We start from the raw sequence: 25,255 nt of genomic DNA on the forward strand, positions 1-25,255 counted from the left end.
CCTAGTATCCAGCAGGCAGTGTACCATAAATATAACCTTCATGTCGAATCAGCTGATAACTATGATTAAGTGCATCGGTTGCGCCTGAGAGTGTAGCAGTTGTAAAATTGTCCCCTCGTCCATCATGATAAAATAGCTCCAAAGGCCGCATTCCTTCACCAGGTGTTGGTAAAACATACCCTTCAGTTCGTACTAAAAGATATCCTGCTGTTACCGCAGATGTTTCACCTTCTTGTGTTGCAGTAATATAATTATCTTGGCGGACATCACTCCAAAACAATTTCAGTGGAACGGTTCCGGGTAATTGATCAGCAAAAACATAGCCTTCAGTTCGTATAAAACCATAGGCTGATATTTGCGCCGAAGAGATTCCGTCAGCCGTTGCAGTAGAAAAATTATCGCCACGGTCGGAGTGCCAGTAAAGTTGTAGTGGCTGAGCAACAAAAACATAGCCTTCAATTCGTATAAAACGATAACCTGCAGCCAATGCTGATTGTTCTCCTTCAACGGTTGAAGTTGTAAAATTATCTTGGCGAGCATCATTCCAAAAGAGTTTCAATGGAACCGTATATTGTTGTTGTGTAGGATAAATATAACCTTCGGTTCGCACAAAACTATAGCCAGCATTAAGTGCATCATTGATACCTGCACTGGTAGCAACCATAATGTTATCGCCTCGACCACTGTGCCAATATTGCTGAAGCGGTACTCTCTCTGATGCTGAATGAGTAAATACAAATCCTTCAGTTCTAACCGAAGTATAGCCATTGGCAGCAGCAGAAATTTCTGCTTGGATTGAAGCTGTTGTAAAGTTATCTTCCCGATCACCCTTCCAAAATAGCCGTAGTGGTCGATAGGGAGCTGTCAACAATGGTGGTAATTGATTGGTCGAATACAAGCCACGTTGGCCTGAACGTAGTCGATTGGCATCAGTAATCCCATCAATCGGTACTGGAATTACCCCAGCATTAGCGGTTCGTTGGCCTTGATATATTTGAAAGTGCAAATGCGGAGCAAAATTAGGATACCCACCACACGTACCAATTTGTTGGCCTTGAAATACTTCAGTTCCAACAGCTAAGCCAGAGCTGACTGTATTTAAGTGGGAATATAACGAACGATAGTTATTAACCCGATGATCAATCTGAAGTTCGTGACCATTATTAGCAATAATAATTCCGTTGGCAGCTGCCAAAATAGGTTGGCCTAAACATGGTCGGTCAGCAGGAACCATATCAATCGCATAATAATTCCATGCTTGTTGATGATTACCAGCTTCCCACCCCGCAGTTACTCGCCATTCTACACCTGGCTGAAACGGCATTTTTAATTCTAGGCCATCAACCATGATTTGATGTTGCTGGACTTCTTGCGCAAAACTCACCTGAGGAGCTACAAGCCCCATACCTACGAAAAGAGCAACCAACAAACAAGCCATCATTCGCTTTGCATCCATATTCACCTCACAAATTAATAAACCAATTTAGCTTGATCAATTGCCTTGTAGATTGAGTCTCCAAAACCACTATTGACAATTGATTTTTACTAATCTCTATCAAGCATATAGCCATGTGTCAGGATTTGGGAATACACGAACGTGTTAAACTAGCAGCAACCATGAGTAAATTCGGGTTTAAGCTGGAGATTAAAAACCCGATTAATCAGTTTGGTACGGCTGCCCACATCAAGTTTGCTATAAATTTCGCGTAAATAGCAGCCAATAGTGTTTTCTTTCAAATTCAATAATTCAGCAATCTCACGGTCAGTATTGCCAGCAGCAATCAAGCACACAATTCGCAATTCGATTGGAGTTAAGTCTGACATTGGTCTTCCCCCTTGCAGTCGCTATTCCATACCAAGCAGACTAGCAAAGCCGCTCTGACCAAGTTGCATGTTTGCGCAACTCGGCCTAACATTTGAGGAAATTCACCCATGCATAGCTCAAACTACACGTTTGCCGACTTGTTACACATCTTTTTTGCTCTACGCCCTAACCCTGAGCGCATTCGCACCTATGACGATCTTGCCACTGCCACTGGCATTTCGCGCCGTTCATTGGCTCATTGGTTTGCTGGCGCTTATGCTCCGCGTAAGCAGGAAGCAGTTGAGCGCTTAGGTGATATGTTGGGTCTTACTGGATTTCAGATCGATCTCATGCTCTATGCAATTAACCCACGTTGGTCACGGTACAACACACCAGTTGATCAATTGCAAACCGCTGAGGTAATTCGGCGGGTTGAACAACGCATTTCTGATCCAACCATCAGCACCAACGATCTTCCTCATCCAAATCGTATCGAAAGCACATGGCCAATTTTATTTCGCGATCGATTTGAATCAAATGCTCAGCATTGGGGGTTGGGAACTAAGGATGACGACTCAGGCCAAGTCGAACGTTCGCTCAGCAATCAATGCCTCGAACTGCGGTTAAATAATCGATTTGTCAGTGAAATGTTTATTGGTGCTGATTCGCAATGCTTTACACCAGATCGCTATTACTGCTCAGTTTATGGGCAATTTGTCAGCGAAGCTGGGCCTGATGATGGCTTGGCACTCGTGTTCGAGGAGATCAGCGATGCTTGCCATGCTTTAGTTAGGATTCGCGATCAAACGGGCGAGTTTTCGATTATTCAAGGCTTTCACGGGGGCGATTTTTGGAAGATTTATCTGCAGCGGCGGCCAATCTATGGCTATCGATCTGGGCAATTTAATAAAATCGCTCTGCTCGTTGATGAGCAACAGCATTCACTCTTTATCAACAATTATCATCAGGCCAGTTGGGAAATGCCACGGCTCCCCGCAAGCAGGCTCGATCTCGCAATTATTGCAGGGGGACAACGCCAAGCAATTGTTCATTTTAAGGATTTTTGTGTTCGAGTGCCCGCCGAGCAGCGGCCTTTTGCAACGCTTGAAAATCTGATCGGCGGAACCTTAGCTAATTCAACGTGGCGTAACCAATAAATTAGGCTAAACCAAGTAGCTCCAACGAAACATCCCACAGACGCTGGGCATTCTGGCGATCAAGTGCATAGCCAGCAACGCCCAACAACGGGTTTTGCAGCGAACGCCTGGTTACAACTGGTTGCTCATTACAATCGGCAAAATAGCGCCCGCCAACCTCGGCCAGCAACGGCGAAATTGCCAGCAGCACCGAGGTTGCCGCGCCTTGCGCAACAGTTTTTTGAATTTCCGGCGCAACCCGCATTGTGCCGCCAACATGGCGTTGCAAGTTGGTCAAAATCGCGCCTGGCATTAAGGCATTAACTCGAATGCCTTGGGCAGCCCAGCGCGCATCAGCCTCAACCGCAAACAAAACATTGGCGGTTTTAGCTTGGCCATAAGCGAGCCATGGATCATAGGGACGAAAGGCAAAATGCAAATCATCAAAAATCACTGGCGAACGCATATGCGCGCTAGAACTAACCGAAACCACCCGTGCGCCGCCAGCCGCCGCTAAAGCAGGCTGCAAACCAAGGCTGAGCGCAAAATGGCCAAGATGATTAACCGCAAACTGCGATTCCCAACCTTCGTTGGTATATTGCTCAGGCGAAGCCATCACCCCAGCATTATTCACCAGCACATGCAACGGCCCTTGCCATTGAGCCACAAAGTGCGCAATCGAAGCCCGATCAGCCAAATCAAGCTGGCTGACCAAAATCGCAGCATTGCCAGTGCTGGCCCGCAGCTCAGCAGCAACCTTTTCACCAGCAGCAGTGTCGCGCACGGCCAAAGTAACTTCGGCTCCAGTGCTAGCCAAGGCGCACGCAGTTTCAACCCCAATGCCCGACGAAGCGCCCGTTATAAGCATGCGCTGGCCACGGCAATCGATTCCGGCGGCAACCTCGGCGGCGGTGCTGGCAAAGCCAAATGGTGTGGTTATCAAACTCATCACAAGCATCCTTCACACTAAATCACCAGCTTAGTCTAAACCTTAGTGCGCGCTCTAAGTCAAGCCCTGATTTTTGGCAAAATTGCTACTTGCTTTAGAACGCACTCTAGGCTATACCATAGGTCGTAGCTGATTGTTATTGTGCAGGAGCTTAATCATGGTGATGCAACAAGTAGTGCCCGAAAACCTAACCATTCAACAAATGGCCCAAGTTACGGGCTTGAGCGCCCATACCTTGCGCTATTACGAACGCGCTGGCTTGCTCGATCTGGTTGATCGCAATCAGCAAAACGGTTATCGCTACTACAACGAACGTCATATCAAATGGATTCACTTTATCAAATGTTTGCGCGCCACTGGCATGCCCATTCGCGATATTCGGCGCTATACCGAACTGTTATACGAAGGCGACCACACCGTGCGAGACCGATTGAATCTCTTGAAAGCCCATCGCCAGCGGGTTGAGCAACAATTGCTTGAGGTAAAAGAACACCTTGAAGCAGTTACCCGCAAAATTGGCTATTATGAAACGCTTGATTAACGCTGATTAAAAATTCAAGCAATTGCCCCAAAATAGGCACTTAACCTGATGTTTCTGGCCCAAGCTATGGTATGATCGCGCTAGATTGGTCGATCAAGGGTTTGGGTGTGCTGAAATTACGCCAAATAACCAGCGTTCTCGGAATTTTATGGCAGCCATTGCTCTGTTGGGCAATGGTGTTGCACCTTGGCGTTGGCTGTCCAGTTGGCTGCGTCGTCAACGGGGTTGCCCAAGAACAGTTTGGCCAGCCCATTCCACGCAGCGATCAATCAAGCGCCTTGGATTGTCCAAGTCAGCGCAAATTGCTGCCGAGCCAAGCGCTCGAGCCAAGCACACCCACCAACACGGTTGTGCAGTTGGTGGCTTGGTTTCCAATGGTGTTGATTGTGCCTCGGCTCAAGCAAAGCCTTGTAAGCCAGCGCCGCCAATGGCGCATCCCGCGGCAAAAGGCTTGCTCGTATATTATGCTGCCAATCACGCCACCTCCTCGTTCAAGCATTTGAATCCAAATTTATTCGCGATTCAAGTGTTGTTAATGCTGTAAGGCTACAGCGTTTATTGAGGATGTGAACTATGGCTAGCTCAACTCGTTCTGGCAAAGGCCAGCGCCGCAATCAACCAACCCCTTCATTCAAAATGTTTTATCTTGGCTTGGGCTTAATCGCTGTTTTGGGAATTGGCTTTGTGCTCTTTCAAGCCCTGAGCAAGCCCGCCAGTGTCAGCAACACCGGCCCAATGCCCAACCAAGCTGGCCTCAATGCTCCCGTTGGCAAAACCGACGATAATTATTGGTACAAAGGTAAGCCCGATGCGCCAGTTAAAGTCGAAATCTATGCCGATTATGAATGCCCTGCTTGCCGTAGCCTAGAAGTTGAATTGGCGCAAGCCAATTTCGATGGCTTGTATGTGGAAACTGGCAAGGCCCAAGTGATTTTCCGCGAGTTTCCACTGAAAACCATCCATAAATCGGCCCAATTAACTGCTGAGATTGCCCGCTGTGCTGGTGATCAAAATTTGTTCTGGCCAATTCACAATGCCTTATTCGATAGCCAAACCCAATGGGCCAAAAGCCTTGGGCCAAAAACCCAAATTATGGCTGCTGTCGAGCAGGCTGGCGCTGATCGCCAACAAATCGAAAGCTGCATCGAAGCAGGAACCTATACTGATGTGATTAACGATGCCTATGATGCAGCCATTGAACGTCAATTGCAACAAACGCCAACCGTCTTTGTTGATGGCCAGCAAGTCAATTTCGAAACCGATTTTGCCAAAACCTTGATGGCCGCCGTCGATGCCAAATTGCCAGCCAGCAGCAATAATTAACCACAACGAGCGAGCGAGCGATCCAGTTTTCTGGATCGCTCGCATTTGATTTAGGCTTGTTTGAAGAAGCGAATCAGCTCGCGGGCATGCTCCAAAAATTGGCCATCAGTCGAAATTTGGGCCACAGCATGCTCAATCTCGCGGCTAATTTGGCGATGCGCCGCTTCGTTATTGGTGTTCAGGCTTTGCAACTCAACTTTTAATTGCTCAATTTGGCGCTCCAATTGCTTGGCATGTTTGACCTGCTGACTGGCCCATGAATCGGCTTCTTCAAGGTCTAATTGCTCAATTTTAGATTCCAAGCTGGCTACTTGATGTTTCAGCAACTGAATATCATCGCGAGGAAAGCGCACTTCCTCGTGAATGGTTGCCAAGCGTTGGGCAACATATTCGTAGCCGCGCAAAGCAGGGCGCAAACCAGTCAACAAAATCGCTGCACCCGCTGCAACATAGCCCACGCTGCTAATATTGCTGGCAGCAATCGCATACAACACGCCTGCCGAAACCAGATGCAAAAGCACAGCGCCAACCAATGAGCGTTTGGCAATGCTGGCAGCATAGTGCTGTTGGCTAGCTTGAACGGTAATTCCCCGTTGCTGCGAAATTTCAGCATCAGCTATCACCGTGCGCGCATCAAAATAAATATTCCAAGGAATGATGGTAATCGCCAGCAGCCACCACACGCTGATAATCCCCACCAACCAATCGGTCACATCGCCAGCAGGAATATCAAACCAACGAGTCATCGCAAACAGCAGAATCAAAAGCCCCGTCAGAAGGCTACTCATGAGCAAAAAACGGCTAAAACTTGGGCGGCGAGCAGCAATCATGGTCAGACCTCCAGCGCATTAATCAAGGGTGCTAGTGCTAGTCTAACAGGCTGCTCGCTGCTCGCAATGCATCATTCGATACAGCTGAGGGCGTATAGGGATCAGGCACGTTGAAACCGCGAAGAACGCGAAGCGCACGAAGGGGCAATGGATAAGGGGTCAGGGGCCAGAAATCATGAAAGGCTTATGTTTAGCCACAGATTCTATTTCTCAGCTGAATATTCCGATAACCCATAGCCCATAGCCATGCTTCCTCTGCGTTAGCTATTCGATCCACGAAGGACACGAAGGACACCAAATGAGGCTCTAGACTATTGGCTTTTGGCTATTGATGTTTAGTTTCCACCTAATTTCCGATAACCCATAGCCTATAGCCATGCTTCCTCTGCGCCGCTACGTTACACTTGGCCGTTTTGACTTTTGACCTTTGACTTCTGATTTGGCATTTCATCCCTCATCCTTCATAATTTCGTGGCTCTGCGCCGCTGCGTTAAACGGCTATTCTGTTTTTGACTTTTGACTTTTGACTTTTGACTTTTGACTTTTGACTTTTGGATTCATCCTTAGGCAGCAGGCTTTAGGCGATTCAAAGCCTCGAAAATGAGTGCCATCGCCAACGCCACCACAAACAAATACGTGCCCAACACTTCAATGCCCATCCAATCGGCAAACAAGCCGAAGCTACTTGCAATCGAAGCCCCGCCCAACGTTGCGGCGGCAATTTGGAAGCCAATCGTATTGGCCGAGTGGCGTGGCCCCATGCGCGCTGGCGTTAAGGCAATGAATGATGGGAACATGGGGGCCAGCGCCAAACCAAGCAAGGCAATCCCAATTACTGTGAGCCATGGCGCAAGATTCAGCCAAAACAAAACCACCCCGATAATTGCCACTAGCATACTCAAACGCAACAAACTAACCACGCTCATACGGCCAACAATCACGCCTGAAAGCAAGCGGCCAACGGTTAAGCTGCCCCAATAAATGCTCACCCAAATGCCAGCGATGCCTGCTTCCATGCCCCGCGAGGTTGTTAGCAACGTATACAACCATTGGCCAGCACAAAATTCTAAGCCCGTATACAGAAAGAACAGCAGAATATTCAGCCAGGTGACTGGTAAACGCAAGGTTTGCAGCATCGTTGCGCTTGTAACCGGTTCCACCACGGTTTCAGGTTGATTGGTTTGCCACTGTTTGCGGGTGATGGCAAAGGCACTAGCGAGCAACAATTGGGCAATGCCAACCACCACATAGCCAATGCGCCACGATTGATTTGCACTGATAATGCTACTCATAATGACTGGGCCGCTGGCTGCACCCAAACCAAACGAGGCATGCATCCAATTCAGCATGCGTGGATTGAAATTGTCGGCAGCATAGGTGTTGAGGCCAGCATCAATCGCGCCCGCACCCAAACCTGCTAAAATACCCAAACTAGCCATAAATAGCCAGGCTGGAGCATAGCCATAGCCCAGTAGGCTCACCGCAGTTGCCAAACAACTAAGCACCAACAGCCAACCAACGCCAATTTTGGCCAAAATTCGCCCGCTGCTGAAGCTCGAAATCAAATAGCCAATTGTGCCGCTAGTAATTAACGCTCCCAGTGCATCAAGCGGCAACCCAAATTCCGCCCGAACCGATGGCCATGCAACTCCTGTTAGGCCATCTGGCAAGCCTAAACTAATAAATGCTGCATAGGCCAAGCCAACTAAAAGTGTCGAATGCCGCCGAAGCGAAGGTACAGAATATGACACAATTCAACCTATTGCCTTTCTGAAACGTTTTTTCTGTAACGTTTCAGAAGTATAGCATGTATAATACAGCCTGACAATCAGTCTAAAGGAGCAGATCTGTGGCAAACGAGCACGAATCCGCCAAACCGCACCGCATCACAATTAGCACCGTTGCCGCTGCTTTAGGTGTCGCCGTCTCAACTGTTTCCAACGCCTACAATCGGCCCGACCAACTTTCAGCAGAACTGCGCGAACGGGTGCTCGCGGTGGCCGCCGAGCTTGGCTACCCCGGCCCAAATCCTGTGGCGCGCAGCTTACGCCAACAACGGGCTGGCGCGGTCGGCGTTTTGTTTGCCGAACGCTTGCCCTATGCTTTTCGCGACCCAGCGGCCTTGATGGTGCTCGAAGGCATCGCCAGCACGCTTGAACAAGCCAAACTTGGCTTATTGCTTGTGCCAGGCCGCGACGACGATACAACTACCGTCCAACAGGCCTTGGTCGATGGCTTTATCGTCTATTCGATGATGGACACTGATCCCTTGGTTGAAGCAGCCTTGAAGCGGCGCTTGCCAACGGTGTTGCTTGACCAACCGCCACGGCCCGATGTGCCATCAATTATTGTTGATGATGAGGCTGGCGCGCGCATGGCAACCGAACATTTATTAAGCCTCGGCCATCGCCATTTTGCAATCATCACCGATCGCCTAATCGAGACCCACGTTCGGCCATCACATGCGCCAATCAATGTGCAGACGCACAGCGAAGCAACCTTTTTTGTCACGCAATTGCGCTTGCAAGGCTATCGCCAGCCACTCGAACAAGCGGGCATTGCCTGGAGCGATGTGCCAATTTACGATTGCAATGATAATAACGAAGCCGATGGTGCAGCCGCAATTCAAATTTTGCTGGCGCGCACGCCTCGACCTACTGCAATTCTGTGTTTGACCGATCGCTTGGCCTTGGGCGCAATCACTGGGGCGCAACAAGCTGGCTACAACGTACCCGAGCAGCTTTCAATTGTTGGCTTTGATGATATTCCGCAAGCAACCAGAATCACGCCAGCACTTACGACTATTCGCCAAGATCACCGCCAAAAAGGGTTATCGGCAGGCCAAGCCTTAATTGAATTGCTCGCAGGCCAAAGCCCAACCAGCTATCAACGGCTGGCGGTCGAACTTGTGGTGCGAGATTCAACGGCAGCAATTTAAATCAAAAAGCCCTGCTCCTTCGTTCAAAAGAGCAGGGCACATTGCCGGATTTGGCGCTCATTATTCGAGTGGCAAGCCCGTCATTGGATCAAACAGACCGCGCCGCGCTTCAGGATTCGCAGGGCGTGGTTCATTTGGCTTTTTACCACCTTCCGAATAGCCATCATTATTCAGACCACTATAGGCGCGGTCAATGAATGGCCGAATCAAGTCGATTGGCAATGGGAAGACCAACGTCGAGTTCTTTTCCACTGCAATTTCGGTCAAGGTTTGCAAATAGCGCAATTGCAAGGTGACAGGCTCGCGTGAAATCACATCGGCAGCTTCGGCCAAGCGCTTTGAAGCTTGGAACTCACCGTCGGCGTGAATGATTTTGGCGCGTTTTTCACGTTCGGCTTCAGCTTGTTTCGCCATTGCCCGTTGCATTGATTGGGGCAATTCAACGTCTTTGACTTCAACGATATTAACTTTAATGCCCCAAGGCTCCGTTTGCTCGTCAATAATTTGTTGCAAACGATGGTTGATTTGCTCACGTTGTGAAAGCATTTCATCAAGCTCAAATTGACCAACGACTGAACGCAAGGTTGTTTGGGCAATTTGCATGGTCGCGCGAATGTAATCCATCACATTCACCACTGCTTTGCCCGGATCAATCACCAAGAAGTAGAGTACCGCATTAACCCGAATGGTCACGTTATCGCGGGTAATAACTTCTTGGGCCGGCACGTCCATCGTAATCACCCGGGTATCGATGCGGAACATGCGCTCAAGCATGGGAATCACAAAGAATAACCCAGGCCCGCGCACACCGACCAAGCGACCCAAGCGAAAAATGACCCCTTTTTCATATTCAGGAATAATTTTGATTGCCGAAATCAAAAAGAAAAATAAGATCACGGCAATGAAAATCAAGGCAATACCGCCAAACTCACCCATTGTACTTACCTCCGCGCATTAGCGCCCACTATGCGCCACACGACGCACAATCAAGGTTAATCCTTCTAAACCAACAATTTCAGCCTGATCACCGACGGTCAAGGCATCGTCCGAACGGGCTTGCCACAAGGCTCCATCAACAAAAACCATGCCTTCAGGTGCAACCGCTGAGCGAACTTTAGCAATCGTGCCAATCAGGCGTTCGCCACCAGCACCCCGCCCAACGAGCTTGCTGCGCCGGATAATCCAAAGGCTTAGCCCAATAATCACTGCCAAACCAACGCTCAGCCCAGTGATTAAAGCGCGCGAGACGATAATCCCCGGGGCTTCTGCTGGATCAACCAGCAACAACGCGCCAATCACGAATGAGGCCAAACCGCCAACCGTCAAAGCTCCATGCGCTGTTGCAAAAATATCAACTGCAAACAGCACAAAGGCTAAGATCAGCAGCACAACCCCAACCGTATTCAGCGGCAACACGCTCAGGCCATACAAGCCCAAACAGATCGAAATAACGCCCAAAAAGCCACCTACACCTAAACCTGGGTTAGCCGCCTCGAAATAAATCCCTAGGCTGCCCAAGCTAATCAGCATCGTGGCAATGGTCGGGTCGCCCAAAAAATGCAAGAGGCGTTCGAGCCATGTCATTTCGATGGCTTGAAAGGCGCTGGCTTGGGTTTGCAAGGTAACTTGCGTCCCATTGGCCAAATTAACCTGACGGCCATTCAGTTGACGCAATAAATCAGCATCATCTTGGGCAATCAAGTTGATCACGCCCAATTCGAGCGCTTCGCTGCTGCCAATCGAAACACTTTGGCGCACCGCTTGCTCAGCCCATTCAGGGTCGCGGCCATTCGATTTGGCCCAAGTGGTGATGCGCGCAACGGCATCGTTGGTAATTTTATCGCGCAGATCACCATCAATATCCGAGCCACTACCATCAACTGGATGGGCCGCCCCAATGTTGGTGTTGGGCGACATTGCTGCAATATGGGCAGCGTAGGTAATGAAAACGCCTGCCGAGCCTGCATTCGCTCCCTGCGGCGTAACATACACAATCACTGGCAGTTTGGCATTGAGCAAGGTCTCGCCAATTTGCCAGGTTGAAGATGTCAGGCCACCTGGAGTATTCAGCTTGATAACTAAGCCTTGGCAAGCTTGCCGCTCTGCTTGAATCACGCTGCGTTGCAGATAATCGGCAACCGCTGGGTTGATAATGCCGCTGACGGAAGCCATACACAGCGCATTATCCGCAGCTGCATAACTAAAGCTTGGCAGCGTTACCAAACTGAGCCAAACAATTAACGCTACTATTCGAAGCTGTCTCATCGTACCTCCCTTGGCGATGCCATACAGCCTATACGAGGCAACGTGCAAAATGATGCAATGGTTCTGGCTGTATTGTAGCAGGCTTCGCAAGGGCTGCGTCAAATGGTAAGATTAAAGAGATTAAACATTCTCATACAATCTTCATTTTAAACAGCGAACTCTAGATACCCGCAAAGCCGCAACCTGCGGTATACTTAGGGGGTTCTCACTGTGCTGGTTAGCCGTATCGTACACAATTCTATTCACTTATTAAGCTACATGCATCAATGAAAAAAGCTTTTTTGCTCTTTTGGGTGACGATGCTCTCAATTCTGGCCTGTGGGATAGCAATTTACTATCTTCCTGCCACCGAAGCAGTCACTCCCTCGAATTCACATCCTGAACGCACTGCTGCAACTCCTGCCGAGTTTGATGCGCCACCGACGCTTTCGATGCTGACCTCAAGCGAATGGGTTTTTCCTGATCGCGCCAAAATTGGCAGCATTGAGATTGGTGGCCTCAGCGAAGATCAAGCCCTAACTGCGCTCCAAGCTGCTTATCCCAATGCCACGCTCAGCTTGACCAACCCAAACTTGCTAGCACCAATCGAACTGAGCATGCACCAACTTGGCTATCAGCATGATTTTAGCCAAGCCTTGCTCGATGCCCGCGATCTGGCCGACAAGCAAATTCCGGTGCGCTTGGCAATCAATAGCAGCTTCGATCAGCAATTGCTCAATCAAACATTTGCTGAAATTGAGCAGGCAATTGCAATCTCGCCCACGGTTGGCTACGATCGCGAACGCTCAGCATTTGTGCTCACTCCAGGCTTAACCCTTGATCGGACAGCGCTGCTAGCAGAAATTAGCCAAACCTTGCAGCTCAGCCAAACCCTGTTGATTCCAACCCAAGTTGTAACCAACAATCTGCAAGCCAGCCCTGAGCAACTAACGGCGGCCTTGGCCGAACGCGAAGCTGAATGGGAGGGTGTGTTTGGTATTTCAGTCTACGATATTAAAAACGAGCAATGGTACGATTATCGCGGCGATACGGTCTTCTCAGGCATGAGCGTGCTGAAAATTCCGATTCTGGTGCAATCGTTCATCAGCCGCGAAGAATTCACCGACGATCAATATGCCATGATCGATCTGATGATTGGCGATAGCGATAATGAGGCCTCCAATGATTTGCTGGCAATGATTGGCGATGGCGATGGCTTAGAAGGTGCAAAAATCCTCGACCAAACCCTGACGGATATTCTAGGATTAGAATATACAACCTTGGCAGCACCGTTTGAGTCGATCGACTATCTTTCGCTGGTGCAGGGCGTAGAAGTGCCGAAACGCGGCCAAGAAGGCGCACAGCCGTATACCAATGCCGACCCATATGTGCGTTCTTCGCCACGCGAAATGGCCCAAGTGGTTTGGGCAATTGTCGAATGTAGCCAAGGCCATGGGGTGTTGCTCGATATGGAAGATACGTTGCTCAACGTCGAACGCTGTAACGAAATTCTCGCCATTCTCAGCCGCAATCGCGATACCAACAAAATTGTGGCGGGCGTGCCTGAAGGTAGTTTTGTGGCCCACAAGAGCGGCTGGGTCGATGATGCGCGCGCCGATGCAGGCTACGTGCGCGACCCCAACGGCGATGAATATATCGTAAGTATGTGGATTTGGCAGGATACCGATTTTATTGAAACGCCGGTTTCCGACCCCTTACTCGCTGATATTTCGCGGATCATCTATACTGCACGCCATCCCCAAATTCGCTAGTCGTTGTTTGGAAAGGGTCATAGGGATGCTTGGAACAGAACCACTGTACATCGAACAGTTGAAGGTTGAAGCCGAACGCTTGCAGCGCCGTTTTGAGCAAGCAAGCGATGTCGATGAGTTTATTCGGGTCAGCCAAGAAGCCAGCCGTCGAATTGCGGTGCTAGCCCCAATTGCCAGCATCATTCAGCGCTATATGCTGATTTCAGAGTTGGCACACCGCGAATACGAAGCCCAAAAGCCGCAAACTACCGAAGCGTAGCCGAGGCATAGTGGTCCAGTAATAGCGGCTCACTCGCCTCCTCAACCAGCTGCAAAAAGAGTGGCACAAGCGCAGGGTCAAAATGGCTGCCCGCCAAATTTGCAATGTGTTCGCGAATTCGTTCGACCGGCCAGCCCAAGCGGTATGGTCGGTCGGAACGCAATGCATCCCACACATCAGCCAAAGCAAAAATTCGCGCCGCTAAGGGAATTTCGGTTCCTTGTAATCCCCGCGGATAGCCACTGCCATCCCATTTTTCGTGATGACAATAGGGAATATCCAGCGCTGGCTGCAAATAATGAATTGGCCGCAGCAAATCGTAGGCATAGGTTGGGTGTTTTTGCATCACCAGCCATTCTTCGTTGGTTAATGGGCCTGGTTTATGCAAAATCGCATCGGGAATGCCCATTTTGCCAATGTCGTGCAGCAATGCGCCGCGCCAAATTTGCTCCAAAGCGTCGCCAGTAATCCCCAAGGCTTCAGCAATGCGCACGGTCATTTCGGTCACGCGCTTGCTATGACCTTCAGTTTCTTTATCGCGCAGATCCAACGCCCGCGACCAAGCCTCGATCCCAGCGTTATAGGCATCGATAATTTCTTGATTCAAGCGCTCGACTTGGCGGCGTTCATCTTGCAAGCGGCGGTAACGATTCAGGCGCGTTATCGTTTGCAAACGGGTTTTGATTTCAAGGCTATCAATCGGCTTGCTCAAAAAATCGTCGGCCCCCGCGCGCAAGCCCTGCAAGCGTGATTCGCGATCATCTAAGGCGGTTACCATTACCACCGGAATTTCGGCCAGCAATGGGTTGGCGCGAATTTGGCGACAAACTTCAAAACCATCCATATCAGGCATCATTACGTCAAGTAAAATTGTATCTGGCAAAAGTTCTAGGGCTTTGGCAATTCCAGTGATGCCATTTTCGGCAAAAACCAGCTCATAACCTTCGCCTTGCAACACTGCATTCATACTTGCTCGCGCAACGGCGAGATCGTCAATGATCAAAATGGTAGCAGCAGAATTCACGATCAAGCCTCCTTTGATGGATTGCACAAACCATTGATTAATCGTTCAAGCTCGACTAAATTTAATGGTTTATATAAAACTGTATCAGCATGCTCGGCAATATGTTGATGTTCAATTATGGCGAGTGCACTCAAGGCAATTATTGGTAGATCACGGTAGTGTTTATGGCGACGAATTGTGCTAATCATCTGAATTGCATCGCCACCAGCCAATTGTAAATCGAGCACCAACAAATCGATTGCTTGATTGGCAATTGCCTCATAAACATCGTGTTGATTGTAAACAAGCGTCACTTCCCAGCCAAATTCACTCAAAAAATCACGAATCAACAGGCTATTAGCCAAGTTATCAGCAGCAAAGAGAATTTGCTTTGAGCTATTAACTGGCAATTTTTGGGCCATCTGATACGTCGAATCAATATATTTCAGGGTGTTGAACAAACGCTGTTGATTCATTGGTTGATACATACAATGCCAATGCTCAGGAAGCGTCATATCGAGCTTGAAATCTTGATCACAGAACAAAATCACCGGATGATTGTTCGTTTTCTGGCGCAATTGCTCAAAAATTTGCTGTGATAAGCCGATTTGGCGTAGATCATAAAGAATTGTTTGGTTAGCATGCTGCAAATATGGTTGCAAATCGAAATAGGGCTTGCAGAAACGCACATCCCAACCTAATTGCTCAGCGTAGGCCACCAATTGAATAGTGAGCGTGCGATCTTCAGTGACAGCTAAGAGCATTGGCTGTTGAACTGGTTCAATTTCGGCGTGATCGATGCCATACCAAGGCAAGATTAGGCGGAATTGGCTGCCAACCCCAACCTCGCTTTGCAATTCAACCCGACCGCCATGCAAATTGGCCATGTGATATACTAGGGCCAAACCCAAGCCAGTTCCAGCATATTGACGTGAAAGTTTGCTGTCGAGTTGCGAAAATGGCCGAAAAAGCTTGGGAATATCGTGAGTATTGATACCAATTCCTGTATCCCAAACCGTTAATGCAACCTGACGTAATTGGCTATTAAGCTTGACGCTTAACCCAATTCGGCCACCATTTGGCGTAAACTTCACTGCATTGCTCAATAAATTGACCAACATCTGCTTCAATCGGCGTGAATCTGCACAAATCAGCGCATCTTCGGCACATGGCTCGTACAATAATTCAACTTTTTTGTTGTGAGCTAATTTTTGCACCATCCGGATGCTTGCTTGGCAGATTTCGTCAATAATCATCGTTTGATAATTAATCGTCAACTTACCTGCTTCGATTTTTGAAAGATCAAGAATATCGTTGATCAGATCGAGCAAATGGCGGCTATTTTCATCAATCTGGCTGAGGGCTTGGGCTTGCTCTTGGTTCAAAGCGCCATATTGCTCGTAGCGCAGGGCCTCGCTAAAGGCCAGAATACCAGTCAAAGGGGTGCGCAATTCGTGGCTCATGCTGGCCAGAAATTCATCTTTGAGCCGCGCTGCTTTGGCTAATTCGGCATTGGCAATGCTTAATTCATCAGTTTGTTGCTGAAGACGCTGCTCAATGCGCTTGCGTTCGGTAATATTGCGAATCACCATCACAACCTCATCGCCGCCACTCGGCGCAATTCGCGCCTCAAACACGGTGTTACCTTTGGGCAGCGTAAGTTCATACTCAACATTTTGGGTGCTATTGGTTTCAATCGCCCGTTGGGTTGCACTCAAAATATTAACGACTTGGGGTTGCGGCAGCTGGTTGTGAGCATTCGCGCCGATCATCGCATCTTGAGGCAAAAAGAGATCGGATGGATCATTGGTGTGATAATCCAAAATTTCGCCCTTGGCAGTAAAGCGAATCATTAAATCGGGCATGGCTGCCAAAAGTGCGCGATTTTTGGCTTCGCTCTGGCGCAGTTGCATTTCAGCCTGTTTGCGTTGAAACAGCGTGCCCAGTTGGGTTGCGATGACCGAAATTAACCTGCTGGTGCGTTCATTATCGGCACCTTTGCTGCTACGGAAGAACTCAAGGATGGCCACAACTTGATCGTTGGCCAAAATTGGCACAACCACCGCCGATTGCAGCCCAACCTGCTGCGCCAATTCATAGCCACGCTGACTGAGATTCCATTCAGCCCAATATTGCTGCTCAAGCAAATACTGCGCTGATTGTTTGGTTTGCCAGACCCGCCCAGCCATGCCAGCTCCTTGGGGTAATTCCAAGTTTTGCATATATTGATAAAAATGCTGAAAGCGCTCGTTGCTGCTCCAACGAATTGGAGCTAAGGCGAGATAGTCTTGATTGGCGTTCGGAACCCAAGCCACGCTCAGATCCCAGCCAATCGCGGCGCAAATATTACGCAACACCACTTCGAGCGCGCTGTTGAAATCGACGGCCTCACTCACCGAGCGGGTTGTACGATAGAGCAAATGAAATTCTTCTTCGGAGCGTTTGCGCGCGGCAATGTTGTTGCCAATTAGCAAAAAGCCCTCTAAAACATCTGCATTCAAGAGTGGCGTAATAGTTAATTCGACTGGAAAGCGTGAGCCTGAGCGATGCACCGCTTGCCATTCGTGTGGCTCGGAAATGCCGCGTCGCGCCTCGGCCAGCAAAATATCCAAATCGGAGTAGAAGAAACCTTGATTACGATGTTGCTCCATCTCCCAGCGATAGCTCAAATCGGAGCGATCGAATAATTTGGTAGGGAAGGGCCGACCCAACAACTCGGATTCTTGATAGCCAAACTCAAATTCGGCAGCTTGATTGAAGCCGCGTACCACGCCGCCTGGATCGAGCGAAATAATAATGGAGGGTGCGTGTTGAATCATAGTGCGCTGAAATCGATACGATTGAGCTAACTCTTGGGTTCGTTCGATAACACGTTGTTCAAGCTGCTCATTCAATTGGCGAATTTGTTGCTCTTGCAATTTGCGTTCGGTAATATCGCTGGCTACGCCAAGCAACTGGGCTACGCTCCCATCAGCATCGGTGGTAAAGGGGGTGATACGCAGGGCAAAATAGCGATATGGGCCTTCAGGTGAGCGTAAACGACACTCAAAATCCAGAATTAGTGGTTGACCATCGTTAGCTACTATACTACCTCGTAGAGCTTGATGGATGCTAGCCTGATCGTCAGGGTGGAAGAGAGACCGAATAGTACTAATGTCTGTAGGATCAATATTAAAGCTTTTAAACCACTGACGACTCACCTCATTGGTATAGATAATCGAGGCGGAATCGCGGTCGTAGATAAATAATTGCGATGGAAGCGTATCAGCAATTTTCTGAATAAAATGTTGATTATCTTGGGCCGCAGTTTCAGCTTTTTTCAAGGCGCTGAGATCGTCGGTAATACCAACAAAGCCACACAACACGCCATCCTCAATCACTGGCGAAATACGCAAGCGCAGCCAGATTAATTGATTCAGGTTGGTGTTCATACGGACGGTTTGGTCAAACAAAACAGCGGGAATCGGCAGTTGCTTGACTAACAAGGCTAAATCAAGCCAAAAACTCGTGCTATTTGAGAGATCGGTTGGGTGCAAAAATTCTATCCAGGCATCGCCGAGCACCGCTTCGAGCTTAACTTCGAGCATCTGCAAGAGCGCGGTGTTGGCATAGACACATTGGCCCTCGGTATCGCAGAAGAACACACCATAAGGCGCGGCTTCGTTGATCGCCCGATAGCGGGCTTCGTTGCTGCGCAACATCACTTCGGCCAAGCGACGGCTGCTACTATCGCGGCCCGAAATATTAACCCCCTGCACCACCCGTTGCGCATCGAGGATTGGCGCAAAATGAAATTCATAATAGCGGGTTGCGCCAGCATATTGATGCACAAATTCTTGGGCAAATGCTTCGCCCTGCAAGGCACGGCGATAGGCATCATTCCACGGTTTGGCAATTGCTTTGGGCAGTTGCAACATGCTGATCGGCTGGCCTAACTCAATGTGTTGGTCGTACCATTGATGCAAATATTCATGAAACGTGCGATTGCTCATAATCAAATGATAATTAGTATCAATCGACCAAATCAGGCTCTCGGTATGATCAATCAAGGCTTGGAGTTTGGCAGTATGGCCGCGGACGTGCTGCAATTCGGCCTCAAGCAGGCGCACTTGCTGGGTTAATTGCAACTCCAGCAACGATTCATTGGCATAACAGGTCATAACAGCAATTTCCTCAACACGCTCTTGAAGCATTTTGCATACGCCAAGCAAAGCAAGCGTGCATTTCTGTCGCTAGAGTACGGTTGAGAACCAACGGAGAACCTTACGATTTGCTCGTCATGAAAACGATTTCAGTCCTATTTAGGCTAGTGCTCACAGGGTAGGATCACGCTCAAAAGGGGGGAGTTTAGCAACGAAGTGCGGGGTATGGCTCAACGAACCAAGTGCGCAAATCACTGGCGTGTTGAGCGCTGCGAGCATCACAAACGCTACGAATTAAAATCTTATGGTAAGTTATGCTTGGCCAAATCGTAGATTGCTGGCTCAAGCTGAGGACGAGCATTCGCAAGCAACCAACGCTCAAATACCCGATCAGGGTCGGATAGATAGGTGATTGTGCTTGCCTGTCGAATGGTGATAGCCTCGTTGAACACTGTCACATTCAGGGGTTCGCCAGCGCCGCGCAACTCCAAGGACATTCCAGCAAAGCCAAGGCCCGGTGGTTCAGCAAGCGTTGAAGGATTGAGCGTAGTTGCAGTTTGGATCACCTGCTGAATATGGGCGACAGCATCGGCATCAAGGAGCCATTGAGGATTCGGCATGCCCGAAAAAATTGCAATCTGACCACTACCAGCGGTAATTGCGCTTAAATCGCCAAATGGGGTAGCAACTGGAGAAATGGAGGTTTGTTCTGAACAACTTAATAAGAGCAACCCCAAACAGCAGCCAAATAGTAATCGCCAAACCATCATTCTTCCTCACGGCTAAGTTCATCGAGCAGAGCTTAGCACAAACAAATGAGCCAGCGATTAAAAAACCCGCCCGCAATTTCTTATTGCGAGCGGTGCAATTTAGACGCTAAGGGCTTGTTTGTAGAAGCCACGCATGGTTGGCGGTAGCATCGAGGCAATTTGATGCATGGTTGTGTCCAAGGCAAGTTGGCGGCCTTCGTGGCCTTTAATTTTGCGATCAACGACAATTGGCGCAGCGTAACGCACAATCACGGTCGAACGTCGCCATGGCCAACCCATGGTTTTGGTGCCAATCACCGCGGCTGGCACAATCGGTACATTTGCCAACTGGGCCATGGCAATCACGCCATGTTTGCCTTCGAGCAGCTCACCAGAGCGCGAGCGCGTGCCTTCGGGCAAGATAATTAATGGTTGGCCTGATTGCAACACTGCTTTGCAACGCGCCAAAGCCTCGCGATCAGCTTCGCCACGGCGCACGGGAATCCCGCCAACTGCGCTGGCAATGCGTCCCAGAATTGGCAATTCAAATAACTCTTGCTTACCGAGTGCACCAATCAGATGGCCAGGCGACCCCAACGATAAGGCCACAGGGTCCCAGTTGCTCACATGATTCGAGGCCAAAATATAGCCCCCAGTTGCGGGCAAATGCTCTTGGCCTTCAACCACCAAGCGCGCTCGCATCCCCATAAGCACACGGCAAATAAACCTAACAATGTAATAGACGAATGGCACCATGGCGCAAACCTTCTAGCAGCTATGGCAAAGCGCGAAGTCGTAGGTTATCAAAATAGACATCAGCACCATTATTGCCAGCCAATACAAAGCCATACGCTCCACCAGGGAACGCAGGCAACACAACTTCTCCAAGATAGGTATCGTTCCAATAGAGATGGGTTACAGCGCCACGTTGGGCAATGACCAAGCGCCCAGGCCCCAAGCCTTCGCCAGAAGCCAGCAAATTGGTTTGACCAGCAAAACGCTGCTGAAAAGCCCACGTTCCATCGGAGGCAATCAGAAAGCGATAGTAATTATTGCCATCAATAAAACCCATCATCAAACCGCCGCTACCGCTGACCGCCTCAACATCGGCTGCTAAAACCACATTTTGGGCGGGCAAGGCTGGGCCAAACGACCAAACCGAGCCAACGCCCGGCACCATGGTCATATGGTAGCGGCCATTGATAAACTCAAAATTCCAGTTGCCACCATTGCCAACAGGCCACGTGCCACCATCCAAATTATCGGTCACCAGCACCGGCCCACTCAGATCGTCGGGCAAGGCGGCAGGCGTATTGCTTGGTACAGCACTTGGCTCAGTGGTTGGGCTTGGTGCGACGGTTGGTTCGATGGGTGGCTCAATGGTTGGCTCAAGCATTGGTTCGATGGTTGGCTCGATAGTGGGTTCGCTCGTCGCTGCAAGCGTTGGCTCAACGCTCGGCGTAACGATTACGCCTTCATCGCTGGTCGCAGTGGGATTAATTGCTACGTCGCCTTCAACCGTGAGAGTTGGCAATTCGGCCACAATCGGCGCGGTTGCCGTAGCATTGGGGTTGTTGGCCCCGTTATTTGAACCACCAAAAAACCAGACAGCCCCAACCAAGGCCGCAACCCCAACGCTGCCGCCAATAATCGCTACGGCTTTTTTATTGATTGGACGCTTGGCTTTGGCTGGCTGATTACGTTTTAAGGCAAATTCAGCCCGATACAGCAAATCGGCGCTATCGCGATAAAACGGATCAGCATTTTGAATTTGGCGAAAAACATTTGCAGCACCAGCAAAATCATTGGCAGCCAACAAACCTCGGCCATGCTCATACAACTGAGCCAAACGCTCAGGGTTGCTGGTTGGCTCAGGCGTTGCCGCTGCACTCGGGGTTGCACGCCGAACAGGCTTGTCTTTTTGGGTCAAACTATAGGCTTCGGTAATCGCTGAAGCTCGTTTGCGGGCATACTCTTGTTCGTTGGCGCTCGCGCTGTTCCAACGATCAGGGTGATATTTGGCAATTTCTTGGCGATACGCCCGTTTGATTTCCTCTGGCGTGGCAGTTCGCGCCACTCCAAGCAGTTCATAGGAGTCAAGCTGTTCAAAATCGTACACGAGCACTATCCTCAGTTCGCTGGTGGTTCTCGGCGATTATACCACGCCGATCAAGATCATTGTGAAAATTTGGGCAATGAAGCGAAATCAGTGTTACAGTTTAAGCGCAATCGCCCAAACTCCCTACGCACTAGCATAGCACATTCGGTGCCGATTAAGTAGGAACATATGCCAAAAATATTAATTAATCTTGACCATGTTACAAAATCGTTTCAAGAGGCTGGCCAAGAACGTTTAGTACTGCGCGATATTAACGCCCAGATTCAGCAGGGCGAAGTTATTGCCTTGCTTGGGCGTTCTGGCTCGGGCAAATCAACCTTATTGAATATTTTAAGCGGAATTGATGCGCCTAGTTCTGGCAACATTACGATCAATGCGATCGATCTAGGCAAGCTTAACGAGCATCAACGGACGCTCTTTCGGCGGCAACACATTGGTTTTGTGTTTCAATTTTTCAATTTGATTCCAACCCTCAGCGTCGAGGAAAACGTGCTGCTGCCGCTTGAATTGGCCGGACGACTAACCGCAGCTCAACGTGAACGAGCCTATGAATTATTGCGCCGCGTGCATCTGTTTGATCGTCGCCATGTCTACCCCGACAAACTTTCTGGCGGCGAACAGCAACGGATTGCGATCGCCCGTGCCTTGGCCCACGACCCGCTCTTGATTCTCGCCGATGAACCAACCGGCAATTTGGATGCCACAACCGGCGAAGAAGTGCTGAATTTGCTTGATGAAATGAGCCGTCAAGCTGGCAAAACCTTGTTGATGGTCACGCACTCGCTCGAAGTTGCCCGCCGCGCCGATCGGGTGTTGAGCAAGGTCGATGGCCAGTTGGTTGAGCATTCGTTGGCCGAGGTTGCGCTATGAAATTGCTCTATCGCAGTAGTTTGCGCTATTTACTGCGCCACCCCGCCCAAGTGTTGTTGGCAATTTTAGGCGTTGCCTTGGGCGTTGCAGTCGTCATCGCCATCGATTTGGCCAATGGCAGCGCCCAACGCGCCTTTATGCTTTCGACTGAGAGCGTCACCGGCAAAACTACCGATCAAATTCTGGCCGGACAAAATGGCCTGCCCAGCGATCTCTATGCCAAATTGCGCACCGACCTGCGACTCAAAGCCGTCGCACCCGTGGTTGATCGCACGATTAGCCTGCCCAACCAGCCTGGGCGCTCATTTCGCCTATTTGGGATAGATCCATTTGCTGAGATGCCGTTTCGTCCATATCTAGCAACTTTATTCAACAACCAAACTGATCTGCAAGCGCTCTTGACCGAGCCAAATACTGGTCTAATTTCGACCCAAACCGCCCAAACCTTGGCCTTGACCGTCGGCCAAACGCTCGAAACCCGCATTGACGGCCAACGCCGCAGCATCACGATTATCGGCTTGATTACTGGCAACGATCAATTGAGCCAAGAAGCGCTGGCCGATTTGATTCTGGTCGATATTTCAACCGCGCAAGAATTGGTTGGCCAGCCCGATCGCATTAGCCGGATCGATTTGATTTTGCCTGAGGAACAGCGCACAGCAATCTTGGAGCAGATCAAGCCCTTATTGCCTGCTGATGCGACCCTGAGCACGCCCGCAGCGCGCAGCGAAACCCTGCAACAGATGACGCGGGCTTTCGAACTCAATTTACAAGCGCTGAGTTTATTGGCGTTAATTGTTGGTGTTTTCCTGATTTACAACACCATGACCTTTTCGGTCGTGCAACGGCGTGGCTTATTTGGCATTTTGCGCTCGTTGGGTGTAACACGGCGCGAGCTATTCAGCCAAATTTTGCTTGAGGCCGCCGCCATTGGCCTCATCGGCGCTGTGCTTGGTGTGTTGTTGGGGATTGTGCTTGGGCGTGGCTTGGTACGCTTAGTCACTCAAACGATCAACGATCTCTATTTCAGCGTCAATGTGCAAAATATTAGCATCGACCCAATGCAATTGCTCAAAGGTTTTGGGCTGGGCTTGGGTGCGACGTTAATTGCGGCCAGTATTCCAGCGCTCGAAGCCATGTTCTCGCCGCCGCGCACCGTGCTGCGCCGCTCATCAATCGAGGAGCGCATTAAGCAAATTGTGCCACGTTTGACTTTGGCAGGCTTGGGCTTGGCAGGCTTGGGTGTTGGCTTGCTGCAATTGCCATCGCGCAGCTTATTCCTCAGTTTTACAGCCATGTTTGGCATCATTATTGGCTGTGCCTTGTTTACGCCGTTCGTAACCTTGCAGATGATGAAATTGCTGCAAATTCCCCTCAACCGTATGTTTGGCCTGCTTGGCAAGATGGCCGCCCGCGATGTAGTGGCCGCGCTCAGCCGCACTGGCGTGGCAATTGCCGCCTTGATGGTCGCAGTTTCGGTAACCGTCGGTGCTGGCACGATGATCGGCTCGTTTCGCACGACAGTTGTGCGCTGGCTTGATCAATCGTTGCAAGCAGATGTCTTTGTTTCTGCGCCCAGCCTGAGTGCCAATCGCGCCGATACGCCGATTGATTTGAGCTTAGTTGAGCAAATCAGCCAATTGCCAAATATCGCCTCGCTGACGACGTTGCTTAATTTGCGGGTGGAGAGTGAGCTTGGGCCGGTTCAATTAACCGTTGCCAATTATCAAGACCCTGAATTGAGCAAACGCGCCTTGAGCTTTATCACTAATCCTGAGCGGGCATGGCAAGGCTTTGCCGAACAAGGCCAAGTCTGGGTTTCCGAGCCATTTAGTTATCGCTATGGGCGAGGGCTTGGCGATAGCATTACCTTACAGACTCAGCGTGGCCCACAGCAATTTACGATTGCTGGAGTTTATTACGATTACGCCTCGGATCAAGGCTATATTTCGATGAATCGGCGTGATTTTGCCAAATATTGGGATGTTGATACCGTGCATTCGATCACCATTTGGCTAACTGAGAATGCAGAGAGTGCCACCACGATTGGTCAAATTCAGGCTTTGGCTGCGCCAATTCAAGATTTGAAAGTGCAATCGAACCAAGTTTTGCGCCAAAGCACCCTCGAAATTTTCGACCGAACCTTTGCAATTACCGCAGTTTTGCAGCTATTAGCAACAATTGTGGCCTTCATCGGCATTTTAAGTGCCTTAATGGCCTTACAATTAGAACGAAGCCGCGAACTTGGAGTTTTACGCGCCAATGGGATGACCCCGCGCCAATTGTGGTTGAGTGTGCTCAGCCAAACTGGTTTGATGGGGTTGACTGCTGGACTCTTGGCGTTGCCAGTTGGCTTAATTTTGGCAGTCGTCTTGGTTTATGTGATCAACAAACGATCATTTGGCTGGACCATGCAACTCATCCTTGATCCCCAGCTGTTGCTGCAAGCCTTGCTTGTAGCAGTGGTTGCGGCGCTCTTGGCAGGGTTGTACCCAGCCTGGAAGATGGGCCGTACCTCGCCAGCCTTAGCCTTGCGAGAAGAATAGTCGTCGAGCATCATCATGCTCAAAAGGAGG

21 protein-coding genes are annotated in these 25,255 nt (G+C 49.7%); 9 read left to right on the forward strand and 12 right to left on the reverse strand.

Annotated features, from left to right (window positions below; genetic code table 11):
- Position 1 precedes the first annotated feature (1 nt).
- Positions 2-1,456: a M23 family metallopeptidase gene (locus JOD20_RS14750; protein WP_204755999.1), complete on the reverse strand. Its 1,455-nt coding sequence runs from the start codon at positions 1,454-1,456 to the stop codon at positions 2-4.
- 149 nt (positions 1,457-1,605) lie between these two features.
- Complete coding sequence (locus JOD20_RS14755; protein ID WP_204756000.1) at positions 1,606-1,824, reverse strand: response regulator transcription factor; 219 nt, start codon at positions 1,822-1,824, stop codon at positions 1,606-1,608.
- Between the two features lie 108 nt (positions 1,825-1,932).
- On the opposite strand from JOD20_RS14755, the gene JOD20_RS14760 reads away from it, so the two are divergent.
- Positions 1,933-2,961 carry a helix-turn-helix domain-containing protein gene (locus JOD20_RS14760; protein WP_204756001.1) on the forward strand — a complete coding sequence of 343 codons (1,029 nt, stop codon included), beginning with the start codon at positions 1,933-1,935 and terminating at the stop codon, positions 2,959-2,961.
- 1 nt (position 2,962) lies between these two features.
- Here JOD20_RS14760 and JOD20_RS14765 read toward each other — a convergent pair whose 3' ends face one another.
- Positions 2,963-3,889 (reverse strand): SDR family NAD(P)-dependent oxidoreductase, encoded by a 927-nt coding sequence (locus tag JOD20_RS14765; protein ID WP_204756002.1) that lies wholly within the window; start codon positions 3,887-3,889, stop codon positions 2,963-2,965.
- A gap of 157 nt (positions 3,890-4,046) precedes the next feature.
- Between JOD20_RS14765 and JOD20_RS14770 the strand changes: the two genes are divergently transcribed.
- The 3 genes from JOD20_RS14770 to JOD20_RS14780 all read left to right on the forward strand — a co-directional run bounded on the left by JOD20_RS14770 (position 4,047) and on the right by JOD20_RS14780 (position 5,753).
- Positions 4,047-4,430 (forward strand): MerR family transcriptional regulator, encoded by a 384-nt coding sequence (locus JOD20_RS14770; protein ID WP_110513613.1) that lies wholly within the window; start codon positions 4,047-4,049, stop codon positions 4,428-4,430.
- 107 nt (positions 4,431-4,537) lie between these two features.
- Entirely contained in the window at positions 4,538-4,933 is a 396-nt protein-coding gene (locus tag JOD20_RS14775; RefSeq protein ID WP_204756003.1) for a hypothetical protein, read from the forward strand.
- Between the two features lie 70 nt (positions 4,934-5,003).
- Entirely contained in the window at positions 5,004-5,753 is a 750-nt protein-coding gene (locus tag JOD20_RS14780; protein ID WP_204756004.1) for a DsbA family protein, read from the forward strand.
- Positions 5,754-5,803: 50 nt separating this feature from the next.
- Here the strand turns inward: JOD20_RS14780 and JOD20_RS14785 are convergent, their stop codons facing one another.
- Both JOD20_RS14785 and JOD20_RS14790 read right to left on the reverse strand, forming a co-directional pair.
- Positions 5,804-6,583 carry a UbiA prenyltransferase family protein gene (locus JOD20_RS14785; protein ID WP_204756005.1) on the reverse strand — a complete coding sequence of 260 codons (780 nt, stop codon included), beginning with the start codon at positions 6,581-6,583 and terminating at the stop codon, positions 5,804-5,806.
- A 563-nt stretch (positions 6,584-7,146) separates the two neighbouring features.
- Positions 7,147-8,334, reverse strand: coding sequence for an MFS transporter (locus JOD20_RS14790; RefSeq protein ID WP_204756006.1), 1,188 nt, complete (start codon positions 8,332-8,334; stop codon positions 7,147-7,149).
- Between the two features lie 98 nt (positions 8,335-8,432).
- Between JOD20_RS14790 and JOD20_RS14795 the strand changes: the two genes are divergently transcribed.
- The gene (locus JOD20_RS14795; RefSeq protein WP_204756007.1) at positions 8,433-9,521 is read left to right on the forward strand and encodes a substrate-binding domain-containing protein; all 1,089 of its coding nucleotides are present in this window, start codon (positions 8,433-8,435) and stop codon (positions 9,519-9,521) included.
- A 60-nt stretch (positions 9,522-9,581) separates the two neighbouring features.
- Here JOD20_RS14795 and JOD20_RS14800 read toward each other — a convergent pair whose 3' ends face one another.
- Both JOD20_RS14800 and JOD20_RS14805 read right to left on the reverse strand, forming a co-directional pair.
- Positions 9,582-10,457 (reverse strand): slipin family protein, encoded by an 876-nt coding sequence (locus tag JOD20_RS14800; RefSeq protein WP_204756008.1) that lies wholly within the window; start codon positions 10,455-10,457, stop codon positions 9,582-9,584.
- A gap of 18 nt (positions 10,458-10,475) precedes the next feature.
- Positions 10,476-11,786, reverse strand: a complete 1,311-nt coding sequence (locus JOD20_RS14805) for an NfeD family protein (RefSeq protein WP_204756009.1) — start codon at positions 11,784-11,786, stop codon at positions 10,476-10,478.
- 266 nt (positions 11,787-12,052) lie between these two features.
- On the opposite strand from JOD20_RS14805, the gene JOD20_RS14810 reads away from it, so the two are divergent.
- Positions 12,053-13,537, forward strand: a complete 1,485-nt coding sequence (locus JOD20_RS14810; protein WP_204756010.1) for a serine hydrolase — start codon at positions 12,053-12,055, stop codon at positions 13,535-13,537.
- A 25-nt stretch (positions 13,538-13,562) separates the two neighbouring features.
- The gene (locus JOD20_RS14815; RefSeq protein WP_054533149.1) at positions 13,563-13,796 is read left to right on the forward strand and encodes a hypothetical protein; all 234 of its coding nucleotides are present in this window, start codon (positions 13,563-13,565) and stop codon (positions 13,794-13,796) included.
- On the opposite strand, the gene JOD20_RS14820 is transcribed toward JOD20_RS14815, so the two are convergent.
- The 5 genes from JOD20_RS14820 to JOD20_RS14840 form a co-directional block, all read right to left on the reverse strand.
- Positions 13,783-14,820, reverse strand: a complete 1,038-nt coding sequence (locus JOD20_RS14820) for an HD domain-containing phosphohydrolase (RefSeq protein WP_204756011.1) — start codon at positions 14,818-14,820, stop codon at positions 13,783-13,785. The genes JOD20_RS14815 and JOD20_RS14820 overlap by 14 nt on opposite strands.
- Before the next feature lie 2 nt (positions 14,821-14,822).
- On the reverse strand, positions 14,823-18,959 hold the full coding sequence (locus tag JOD20_RS14825) for a PAS domain S-box protein (RefSeq protein ID WP_204756012.1): 4,137 nt from the start codon (positions 18,957-18,959) through the stop codon (positions 14,823-14,825).
- A 284-nt stretch (positions 18,960-19,243) separates the two neighbouring features.
- Positions 19,244-19,711 (reverse strand): hypothetical protein, encoded by a 468-nt coding sequence (locus tag JOD20_RS14830; protein WP_204756013.1) that lies wholly within the window; start codon positions 19,709-19,711, stop codon positions 19,244-19,246.
- Positions 19,712-19,810: 99 nt separating this feature from the next.
- On the reverse strand, positions 19,811-20,398 hold the full coding sequence (locus JOD20_RS14835) for a lysophospholipid acyltransferase family protein (protein WP_204756014.1): 588 nt from the start codon (positions 20,396-20,398) through the stop codon (positions 19,811-19,813).
- A gap of 67 nt (positions 20,399-20,465) precedes the next feature.
- Complete coding sequence (locus tag JOD20_RS14840; RefSeq protein WP_204756015.1) at positions 20,466-21,809, reverse strand: DnaJ domain-containing protein; 1,344 nt, start codon at positions 21,807-21,809, stop codon at positions 20,466-20,468.
- A gap of 168 nt (positions 21,810-21,977) precedes the next feature.
- On the opposite strand from JOD20_RS14840, the gene JOD20_RS14845 reads away from it, so the two are divergent.
- Both JOD20_RS14845 and JOD20_RS14850 read left to right on the forward strand, forming a co-directional pair.
- Positions 21,978-22,679 (forward strand): ABC transporter ATP-binding protein, encoded by a 702-nt coding sequence (locus JOD20_RS14845; protein ID WP_204756016.1) that lies wholly within the window; start codon positions 21,978-21,980, stop codon positions 22,677-22,679.
- Positions 22,676-25,225: an FtsX-like permease family protein gene (locus tag JOD20_RS14850; protein ID WP_204756017.1), complete on the forward strand. Its 2,550-nt coding sequence runs from the start codon at positions 22,676-22,678 to the stop codon at positions 25,223-25,225. The genes JOD20_RS14845 and JOD20_RS14850 overlap by 4 nt, the downstream gene beginning before the upstream one ends.
- Positions 25,226-25,255 lie beyond the last annotated feature (30 nt).

The organism is Herpetosiphon giganteus (genome assembly GCF_016907925.1).
Classification (GTDB): Bacteria; Chloroflexota; Chloroflexia; order Chloroflexales; family Herpetosiphonaceae; genus Herpetosiphon; species Herpetosiphon giganteus.

What these genes read in the sequence shown, in the direction of transcription:
- JOD20_RS14750 (WP_204755999.1), bottom strand. Translation starts at nt 1,456, where the DNA reads ATGGATGCAAAGCGAATGATGGCTTGTTTGTTGGTTGCTCTTTTCGTA.
- JOD20_RS14755 (WP_204756000.1), bottom strand. Translation starts at nt 1,824, where the DNA reads ATGTCAGACTTAACTCCAATCGAATTGCGAATTGTGTGCTTGATTGCT.
- JOD20_RS14760 (WP_204756001.1), top strand. Translation starts at nt 1,933, where the DNA reads ATGCATAGCTCAAACTACACGTTTGCCGACTTGTTACACATCTTTTTT.
- JOD20_RS14765 (WP_204756002.1), bottom strand. Translation starts at nt 3,889, where the DNA reads ATGAGTTTGATAACCACACCATTTGGCTTTGCCAGCACCGCCGCCGAG.
- JOD20_RS14770 (WP_110513613.1), top strand. Translation starts at nt 4,047, where the DNA reads ATGGTGATGCAACAAGTAGTGCCCGAAAACCTAACCATTCAACAAATG.
- JOD20_RS14780 (WP_204756004.1), top strand. Translation starts at nt 5,004, where the DNA reads ATGGCTAGCTCAACTCGTTCTGGCAAAGGCCAGCGCCGCAATCAACCA.
- JOD20_RS14785 (WP_204756005.1), bottom strand. Translation starts at nt 6,583, where the DNA reads ATGATTGCTGCTCGCCGCCCAAGTTTTAGCCGTTTTTTGCTCATGAGT.
- JOD20_RS14800 (WP_204756008.1), bottom strand. Translation starts at nt 10,457, where the DNA reads ATGGGTGAGTTTGGCGGTATTGCCTTGATTTTCATTGCCGTGATCTTA.
- JOD20_RS14805 (WP_204756009.1), bottom strand. Translation starts at nt 11,786, where the DNA reads ATGAGACAGCTTCGAATAGTAGCGTTAATTGTTTGGCTCAGTTTGGTA.
- JOD20_RS14810 (WP_204756010.1), top strand. Translation starts at nt 12,053, where the DNA reads ATGAAAAAAGCTTTTTTGCTCTTTTGGGTGACGATGCTCTCAATTCTG.
- JOD20_RS14815 (WP_054533149.1), top strand. Translation starts at nt 13,563, where the DNA reads ATGCTTGGAACAGAACCACTGTACATCGAACAGTTGAAGGTTGAAGCC.
- JOD20_RS14825 (WP_204756012.1), bottom strand. Translation starts at nt 18,959, where the DNA reads ATGACCTGTTATGCCAATGAATCGTTGCTGGAGTTGCAATTAACCCAG.
- JOD20_RS14830 (WP_204756013.1), bottom strand. Translation starts at nt 19,711, where the DNA reads ATGATGGTTTGGCGATTACTATTTGGCTGCTGTTTGGGGTTGCTCTTA.
- JOD20_RS14835 (WP_204756014.1), bottom strand. Translation starts at nt 20,398, where the DNA reads ATGGGGATGCGAGCGCGCTTGGTGGTTGAAGGCCAAGAGCATTTGCCC.
- JOD20_RS14845 (WP_204756016.1), top strand. Translation starts at nt 21,978, where the DNA reads ATGCCAAAAATATTAATTAATCTTGACCATGTTACAAAATCGTTTCAA.
- JOD20_RS14850 (WP_204756017.1), top strand. Translation starts at nt 22,676, where the DNA reads ATGAAATTGCTCTATCGCAGTAGTTTGCGCTATTTACTGCGCCACCCC.